General features: G+C 58.3%; 9 protein-coding genes and 1 tRNA gene. 7 read left to right on the top strand and 3 right to left on the bottom strand.

Annotated elements, in window-relative coordinates; genetic code table 11:
• Positions 1–139: 139 nt before the first annotated feature.
• The 3 genes from VEG30_06815 to VEG30_06805 all read right to left on the bottom strand — a co-directional run bounded on the left by VEG30_06815 (position 140) and on the right by VEG30_06805 (position 1,739).
• The gene (locus VEG30_06815; protein HXZ79622.1) at positions 140–460 is read right to left on the bottom strand and encodes a carboxymuconolactone decarboxylase family protein; all 321 of its coding nucleotides are present in this window, start codon (positions 458–460) and stop codon (positions 140–142) included.
• A 52-nt stretch (positions 461–512) separates the two neighbouring features.
• A complete protein-coding gene (locus VEG30_06810; protein ID HXZ79621.1) occupies positions 513–1,508 on the bottom strand; it encodes an aldo/keto reductase in 996 nt (331 codons plus the stop codon).
• 141 nt (positions 1,509–1,649) lie between these two features.
• Positions 1,650–1,739 (bottom strand) — tRNA-Ser (locus VEG30_06805).
• Positions 1,740–1,993: 254 nt separating this feature from the next.
• Here VEG30_06805 and VEG30_06800 point away from each other — a divergent pair.
• The 7 genes from VEG30_06800 to VEG30_06770 form a co-directional block, all read left to right on the top strand.
• Positions 1,994–2,935, top strand: a complete 942-nt coding sequence (locus tag VEG30_06800) for a universal stress protein (protein ID HXZ79620.1) — start codon at positions 1,994–1,996, stop codon at positions 2,933–2,935.
• 70 nt (positions 2,936–3,005) lie between these two features.
• Positions 3,006–3,236 carry a hypothetical protein gene (locus VEG30_06795; GenBank protein HXZ79619.1) on the top strand — a complete coding sequence of 77 codons (231 nt, stop codon included), beginning with the start codon at positions 3,006–3,008 and terminating at the stop codon, positions 3,234–3,236.
• 175 nt (positions 3,237–3,411) lie between these two features.
• The gene (locus VEG30_06790; GenBank protein ID HXZ79618.1) at positions 3,412–4,374 is read left to right on the top strand and encodes a ParB N-terminal domain-containing protein; all 963 of its coding nucleotides are present in this window, start codon (positions 3,412–3,414) and stop codon (positions 4,372–4,374) included.
• Positions 4,375–4,430: 56 nt separating this feature from the next.
• Entirely contained in the window at positions 4,431–4,718 is a 288-nt protein-coding gene (locus tag VEG30_06785) for a GYD domain-containing protein (GenBank protein ID HXZ79617.1), read from the top strand.
• A 5-nt stretch (positions 4,719–4,723) separates the two neighbouring features.
• Positions 4,724–5,173 carry a tRNA (N6-threonylcarbamoyladenosine(37)-N6)-methyltransferase TrmO gene (tsaA, locus tag VEG30_06780; GenBank protein ID HXZ79616.1) on the top strand — a complete coding sequence of 150 codons (450 nt, stop codon included), beginning with the start codon at positions 4,724–4,726 and terminating at the stop codon, positions 5,171–5,173.
• 145 nt (positions 5,174–5,318) lie between these two features.
• Positions 5,319–5,981 (top strand): MarC family protein, encoded by a 663-nt coding sequence (locus VEG30_06775; protein ID HXZ79615.1) that lies wholly within the window; start codon positions 5,319–5,321, stop codon positions 5,979–5,981.
• 248 nt (positions 5,982–6,229) lie between these two features.
• Positions 6,230–7,591: hypothetical protein (locus VEG30_06770; GenBank protein ID HXZ79614.1), on the top strand; the 1,362-nt coding region annotated here is incomplete at its 3' end.

The raw sequence follows: 7,591 nt of genomic DNA, 5'->3' as shown, positions 1-7,591 counted from the left end.
GCGCGTTGAATATTCTGCTTGCCTCGCCGACCGGAAGGAAATGCGGATCATAATGGATTTCCGCGCCGGGAATGGATAGAGCATCCATGTTCAGCGGCCGATCACACGACTTGATAATCGCGAGCCTTGGTCTTGATCCCTACGCCTGCGAGAATACCTCTTTTGCGATCGTGATGGCGCTCATCGCGCTCGGCCAGCCCGCATAAAACGCCAGATGCGTAATTGCCTCGATCAGCTCTTCTTTCTTGACTCCATTTTCCACCGCTCTATTCAGATGGAACCGCAACTGATCCGGCCGATTCAAAGCAATCAGCGCGGCCACGGTTGCCAGACTGCGGTCACGCTTGGAAAGCTCCGGACGCTCCCACACGTCACCAAAGAGCACGTCGTCGGTTAACTCGACGAGCTTGGGAGCAAAGTCGCCGAGCATTTTACGGGCTGCTGAAGGTTCTTGATTCATGGTGATTGCTCCTGCGCCTTCCAAAAAGGTGCACCGCGAGAACAGATTCCGCTCAGCGACCGGCCATTTGCTCCAGCTGTTCGGGGTATCGAGCTCCTTGCACCGGGATCTTCGCCGAGGCGCCGTCGATGTCGCGGAGATCGTCGGATGTGAGTTGGATGTGAGCTGCCCCGAGGTTCTCCTCCAGCCGCGCCAGCTTAGTGGTGCCCGGGATCGGAACCATCCAGGATTTCTGGGCCAGAATCCACGCGAGGGCGATCTGGGCAGGCGTTGCTTTCCTGCGTTCTGCGATTTTGCCAAGCACATCAACCAAGGCCTGATTCGCCTTCCGAGCCTCGGGCGTAAAGCGGGGAAGGGTGTTGCGAAAATCGGAGCTGTCGAATTGTGTGTTTTCGTTGATCTTTCCCGTGAGGAATCCCCTGCCCAGAGGGCTATAGGGCACGAAGCCAATTCCGAGTTCCTCTAAAGTCGGCAGGACTTCTTTTTCCGGATCTCGGAACCAAAGCGAGTATTCGCTCTGCACCGCGGTGACCGGCTGAACGGCGTGCGCGCGGCGAATCGTCTTGGCGGCTGCTTCCGAGAGGCCGAAATGCTTAACCTTGCCTTGGCGAATCAGCTCCTTCACCGCCCCGGCGACATCTTCGATGGGCACGTCGGGGTCAACCCGATGCTGATAGAACAGATCGATCGCATCAACCTTGAGCCGCTTGAGCGACCCCTCGGCGACCTGTTTGATGTGCTCTGGCCGGCTGTCCAGGCCCACCCACCCAGGTTCTCCGTTGGGCTTCAGTTTGAAACCGAACTTGCTGGCGATCACCACCTTGCCGCGATGAGGAGCCAGGGCCTCGCCCACCAGTTCTTCGTTCGCGAATGGGCCGTAGACTTCGGCGGTATCGAAGAATGTGACGCCGTGTTCCACGGCGGCGTGAAGCAGAGAGATCATCTCCTCTTTATCTTTGGAGGGGCCGTAGGCAAAAGTCATGCCCATGCAGCCGAGCCCGATCCCCGAGACTTCGAGATTGCTTTTTCCCAGTTTCCGCTTCTGCATGTTTTCTCCTTCCAGGGGCTACCGGTAGGATTACCTCCGCCGAAAGGCGATCCTAAAAGAGATTCTAACTTGAGCCAATTTTGCGGGCGTCGGAGCCCGCTGCCCAAGTCCTGAGCGCAGCGAAGGAACCCGTCATTCAAATGGCGGAGGGAGAGGGATTCGAACCCCCGGTGGAGTTTCCCCCACAGCGGTTTTCAAGACCGCCCGTTTCGACCGCTCACGCATCCCTCCGCGTAGAAAGCCATCACAAGGCACGGGCAATCTACTCTCGATATTACACCGAGTTGCGGAGTGTGCGTTGATTACGGCGATGCGCGGAGACACCGCCAAACGCGCTGCTTGACGCCAGTCTCATTTAGGCACCCAGGCCCAAGGCCCGCCCTGTATCACTGATTTCTGGGGTTCCGGCAGATATAAATAAAAATGGGCAACGATGCGTAAGTCATCGCAAATGGGCGAAATGGCGAAACGGAAAGGAGCGCACTATGAGTGCTTGTGTGGAAGTGCCGCGGGAAGCAAATAGTGTCAGGCTAAAGAGCATCCTGCTGGCAACTGATTTTTCCGCAGCGTCGGAAAAGGCCTTCGAATATGCGACCGCAATCGCTCGCCGCCACGATGCCAAAATCTCGGTGGTCCACGTGATTCCGGAGTCCGACGCGCCCTTGGTTCCAGAGCTCTCAGAAGAACTGCAGTGGCAATATTCAACCCGTGAGATGGAAACGCTCGCCAAGCGGGACGAACTCAAGCAGACCAGGCATCAACTACTGCTGCGGCGCGGTTCGGTGTGGAACGTCCTTTCCCATCTGATGCGTGAAGAACGGGTGGACCTGCTCGTGCTCGGAACCCACGGACGGGGAGGACTTGAAAAGCTGCTGGTCGGATCGATTGCCGAGGAGATGGTACGGCTGGCCGCTTGTCCCGTGCTGACAGTAGGACCCAACAGCATTGTTTCCGCCGCGCTGACGGGGGAATTTCATAAAGTTCTCTTCGCTACCGAATTTGGACCGGCTTCGGAAAAGGCGGTGCCGTATGCGTTGTTCTTCGCTCGCGAGTCTGGTGGCGAACTCATCCTCCTGTACGTGGTACGGGGTGAGCCATTGCCCTTGGGTGAACTGGGCACAGCCTTCTATGACGATGAAGTGGCCACGACCAAATTTGAAGACGAGGTAATGCTGGCGAATCGCGACAGACTGGAGGACCTGCTCCCGCTGGACGCCCGGATGATGGGCTGCAAGACGAAGTTCATGGTGGAATTTGGAGTGCCGACGGCAGAGATCCTGAACGCGGCTGAAAAACATCAGCCAAACCTGATGGTGATTGGAGCAAATTCGGTGGTGTCTGCGAGAGCTTCCGCTCATCTCTCCTGGGCGGTAAGCCATGAACTCATTTGTCATGCCAAGTGCCCAGTGCTGACGATTCGGGCGTGACTGCGGACGATCCCCACCCTTCGCCAAAAGCAGCCGAAAGGCGGGCCATGCAGCGAGCGGAGTACCCGCAATGGAGTTCATCTGCAGATATTGTGGCAAGCGCAAGGGCGAAGGCGAAGAGTGGTTGCTGGCCCTGGAAGGCACAGGAAAGCCGGGAAAGGTGATGAAGTACGCAATCACCCTGCTTGGCAAGTGGGACGAGCAGCGTGCCGGCGAACGGAATGCGGTGCATTTCTGCTCCGCCAGTTGCCAGAACAAATATCTGCGCGAAAACTATGGGGACCAGACCTGGGGCGCGTAGTCGGACGGGTGGGCCCCCGCTCCACACGATCCAAACTGCGGGTGCCCTGAGCGCAGCGAAGGGTGGGTCGCAATTATCTTTGTACAGCAGGAGTGATGTTCGGCCAGGTATTCAGAGCAACCAATTCCGACTCCACGAAAGCATACGAGCGCTACGGCTACAATAGCCTTCTCGCATGGTCAAGCGCGCAGCTGCACGACGGCGTCCTCGCAAGGCCAAGCCCGGCACCAAGGGCCTCAGCCCCGCCGAATGCCGTCTCGACGAACCGAGAGCCGCTGCTGCTGAGGTCTCAGGCGCGATCGAAAAATCCGGCGGCTGCGTTGTGGGATCATACAAAGAGCCGCTGGGCGGGCATCCAGTGCTGCTTTCGATTTTGCCGATCGACGCGGTCGAGCCCACTCCTTTTCAGCGCGACCTTTCTGACGCGCATCACAAGCGGCTCGCCGATGTGATTCTGAAGACTGGACGCTTCCTCGATCCCATCATCGCAGTGGTTGCGCCGCGCGGCGGGTTCTGGACTCCCAATGGCCGGCATCGCCTGGAGGCCATGCGCCGCCTGGGCGCGAAATCGATCGCCGCCCTGGTGGTGGCCGATCGCGAGATTGCGTGGCAGATTCTGGCGCTCAACACCGAGAAGGCGCACAACCTCAAGGAACGAGCGCTTGAGGTCATACGCATCTACCGCGGCTTGGTGGAGGAAGATGCCACGCGGCCGGAATCCCAGTTTTCTTTTTATCTCGACGAGGCGGCGCTGGTTACCCTGGGAGTCTGCTACGAAAAAATTCCGCGCTTTGGTGGGGGCGTTTACCATCCTATTCTGCGGCGGCTCGAGTCGTTTACTGATGATCCGCTGCGTTCCGCTGTCAAAGATCACGAAAAACACGCGGCCATGGTCCTCGACCTCGAGGACAAGGTCGCCGGGGCGGTAAAAAAACTGAAAGAGCGCGGGCTGGTCAGCCCATATCTGCGCTCGTTTGTGGTGGCGCGCATCAATCCACTGCGCTGGATCAAAGGCGAGCCGCCGCCACTGGAAGAAGTGCTGAAGACTATGCGCGAGCGCGCAGGACGGTTCAACGTCGAAAAGATCCGGCCACAGGATCTTGCCGGGGCTGCGGGGCCGCCCGATGATGAAGCGTGAAGACTGCTGCGATCGCGTGCTTGTGGGCACACGCCGATCCAGCCAGGAGGTGCCACATGGCGACTTACATTATTCTGAGCCAGTTGTCTCCGGAAGCGTTCCGCGAGCCCAAGGAGTTCAAGAAGCTGGCGGATTCGGTTTCCTCGAAGATCAAAAAAGAGTGTCCTAACGTCACCTGGAAGAGCAGCTATGCCACCATGGGACGCTTCGATGTGGTCGATGTGGTGGAAGCGAAGGATCCCCGGGATGTCGAAAGGGCAGCCATGATCATTCGCGCGCACGGCCACGCGGTAACAGAAACTCTGATGGCAACACCTTGGGAAGATTTCTTGAAGATGCTCTAGCTCCTATGTTCACGCCGCGGCCAATAGGATTTGTGAGCAGTCCTTACAAAGACACGGCGGATGTTCCCATGGGCCTGGGCGCAAAGCACGACGCCGAGGGTGTGCTCAAAATCCTGCCGGAGTTCGAGCCCGGGCTGAAGGACATCGAGGGATTCTCGCATTTGATCGTCGTCTGGACCTTCCACCGCTCGGAGGGCTACGACCTGATGGCAAAACCGCCCAGCGACGACAAAACGCATGGCGTGTTTGCGACGCGATCGCCGTTCCGTCCCAACCCGATTGGCCTTACCGCCGTCGAGCTTCTGCGACGCGAGGGTACGCTGCTGCACGTTCGCGGCATCGACATGCTGGATGGAACTCCTATTCTCGATATCAAGCCTTATCTGTCGAGCATCCCCGAGGATCAGTTGCGGCGCGGCTGGCTGGCAGAAGCCGAAGCGCGCGCAAAGAAGTGAGCGGATCAGCGGCTCGCGCAGGTTCCTTTCCCTATCGCCTCTTCCATCCATTTTCGTCGTCACCCTAAGTGACTGATGGCCGGCTATCCGTTAAGATCACCTACCCTCGCTGTGGCGCTTGCATTAGCGGCGTGGAAAAGCACCAATGTTAACCATCCTGAAATATTTCGGACTGGCCTTCAGTGCGCTGCTGCCGCTCATCAATCCGCTGGGTTCTGCCCTCATGTTCATGGGAATCGTGGGCTTGGCGCCGGTCAGCGAATTTCGGCAACTGGCGAAAAAGGTGGCGATCAGCACGGTGCTGTTTCTGCTGGTGATTGAGGCAGTGGGTGCGACGTTGCTGTCATTCTTTGGAATCTCGCTACCGGTGGTCCAACTGGCGGGCGGATTTGTGATTGCTGCCATTGGGTGGGGCCTGCTGAACCAAAGCAGTGGCGCGGCAGCCAGCGGCCATACGGTGGAGCCCGGCAACAGCCAGGGCGCTCTGGAAGACAAGGTTTTTTATCCGCTAACATTTCCTATCACTGCCGGCCCAGGTTCTGTGGTAGTGATGCTCACGCTGAGTGCTCACGCATCCAGCAGCGTACTGCTGAAAAATGCGCTGGGGCACGTTGGGATTGCCATCGCGGTAGTCGCGCTGAGCTACGCGGTTTATCTCTGCTACACCTATGCGCCTAAAATCACGCAGAAAATTTCTCCTTCTACCGTGCAGGGCATCCTGCGGGTGATCGCCTTTGTGCTGCTGTGCATCGGAGTGCAGATTGCCTGGAACGGATTGGAAGGCTTGCTTAAGGCAATGCCGAAGTGAAAGAAGCTTTCAGCAATTGGGGACCTCACCCCTTATAACTCCTGACTAAAAAATAACTGGGGTTAATACTGTAGAGGTCCAGGCCTGAAGATCAATGAGCTTTGTGGTCCTTCTGCACCCTGGTCGGGATGACCCTTTTAAGGCCGAAAGTAGAAATGCAGGGACGGAGTGACTGCAAATAGCCGGGCAGGCTGGAGGTTTCCGGATCCCCCGGCTGTTACACTCAGTTATCGGTTCTCCAAGAAAGAATGATCAAAAAGAAATTCTCTTTTTTGCAGATTCTCGGCGGGCTCGCCATCCTTGTCCTGGTTACCTGCGGAGCGGTGGCACAACAAATTCCTCCCAAGCTTTACCAGGAGATGCGCTGGCGAATGATTGGCCCGTTTCGCGGCGGGCGCGTGCTGGCAGTTGCCGGCATTTCTGGTCAACCCAACACCTACTACTTTGGCGCGGTCGCCGGAGGGGTGTGGAAGAGCACCAACAGCGGAGTCACCTGGGAGCCCATCTTCGATCAACAACCGGTAGGCTCCATCGGCGCGCTCGCCATTGCTCCTTCCGATCCCAACGTGATCTACGTGGGCAGCGGCGAAGCCGACATGCGTTCCGACATCTCGTTTGGCAATGGCATATACAAATCCACGGACGGCGGCCGTACCTGGAAGCACCTCGGCCTGCGCGACAGCATGCAAATCGGGCGAATCCTGATCGATCCCAGCAATCCGCAACGTGTGCTGGTCGCAGCGCTGGGGCATGCCTATGGTCCGAATGCTGAACGCGGCGTATTTCGCTCCAGCGATGGTGGCGAGAGCTGGCAAAAGATCCTCTACAAAGACGACAACACAGGTGCAATCGATCTGGCGTTTGAGCCAGCCAATCCGCAGGTGATCTATGCCGCGCTGTGGAATGCGCGCAGGACGCCGTGGAGCCAGTATCAGCCCGACAACGGACCCGGCAGCGGGCTCTACAAGTCGATTGACGGTGGCACGAACTGGACGCAGCTGACCGGACACGGCCTGCCGCAGAAAGATTGGGGCAGGGTCGGCATCGTAGTCGGCGAGGGCAAAGGCGTACGCCGCGTCTATGCGCTGATCGATGCCAAGGAAGAAGGTGGACTGTTCCGCTCAGACGATGCTGGACAGAATTGGCACCGGATGAGTGCCGACCCCCGCTTCCGGCAGCGGAGCTGGTATTTCAGCAGACTCACCCTCGATCCCGGAAATCCCGATGTGGTGTACGTGTCGGATGTCGCGCTGTACCGCTCGCTGGATGGAGGACGAAATTTCAAAGCCTTCAAAGGCGCACCCGGGGGCGACGACTACCACGATCTGTGGATCGATCCGCAGAATCCGAAGCGCATGATTCTGGGTTGCGACCAGGGAGCAGCGGTTACAGTGGATGGAGGAGGCACCTGGAGCTCCTGGAATAACCAGCCCACCGCGCAGATGTATCACGCCACCACCGACAATCAGTTTCCTTATTATGTTTACGGCAGCCAGCAGGACAGCGGCACCGTGGCCACGACCAGCCGCAGCGGTTCTGGATCGATCACCTACCGCGACTGGTACTCGGTGGGAGCCGGCGAATCGGGCTATATCGCGCCCGATCCCGCG

The organism is Terriglobales bacterium (assembly GCA_035624455.1).
GTDB lineage: Bacteria > Acidobacteriota > Terriglobia > Terriglobales > Acidobacteriaceae > DASPRM01.
Note: the sequence above shows the minus strand (reverse complement) of the source record. Positions and strands in the feature narration are given on the sequence as shown.

What these genes read in the sequence shown, in the direction of transcription:
- VEG30_06785 (HXZ79617.1), top strand. Translation starts at nt 4,431, where the DNA reads ATGGCGACTTACATTATTCTGAGCCAGTTGTCTCCGGAAGCGTTCCGC.
- VEG30_06790 (HXZ79618.1), top strand. Translation starts at nt 3,412, where the DNA reads ATGGTCAAGCGCGCAGCTGCACGACGGCGTCCTCGCAAGGCCAAGCCC.
- VEG30_06795 (HXZ79619.1), top strand. Translation starts at nt 3,006, where the DNA reads ATGGAGTTCATCTGCAGATATTGTGGCAAGCGCAAGGGCGAAGGCGAA.
- VEG30_06800 (HXZ79620.1), top strand. Translation starts at nt 1,994, where the DNA reads ATGAGTGCTTGTGTGGAAGTGCCGCGGGAAGCAAATAGTGTCAGGCTA.
- VEG30_06775 (HXZ79615.1), top strand. Translation starts at nt 5,319, where the DNA reads ATGTTAACCATCCTGAAATATTTCGGACTGGCCTTCAGTGCGCTGCTG.
- tsaA (HXZ79616.1), top strand. Translation starts at nt 4,724, where the DNA reads ATGTTCACGCCGCGGCCAATAGGATTTGTGAGCAGTCCTTACAAAGAC.
- VEG30_06810 (HXZ79621.1), bottom strand. Translation starts at nt 1,508, where the DNA reads ATGCAGAAGCGGAAACTGGGAAAAAGCAATCTCGAAGTCTCGGGGATC.
- VEG30_06815 (HXZ79622.1), bottom strand. Translation starts at nt 460, where the DNA reads ATGAATCAAGAACCTTCAGCAGCCCGTAAAATGCTCGGCGACTTTGCT.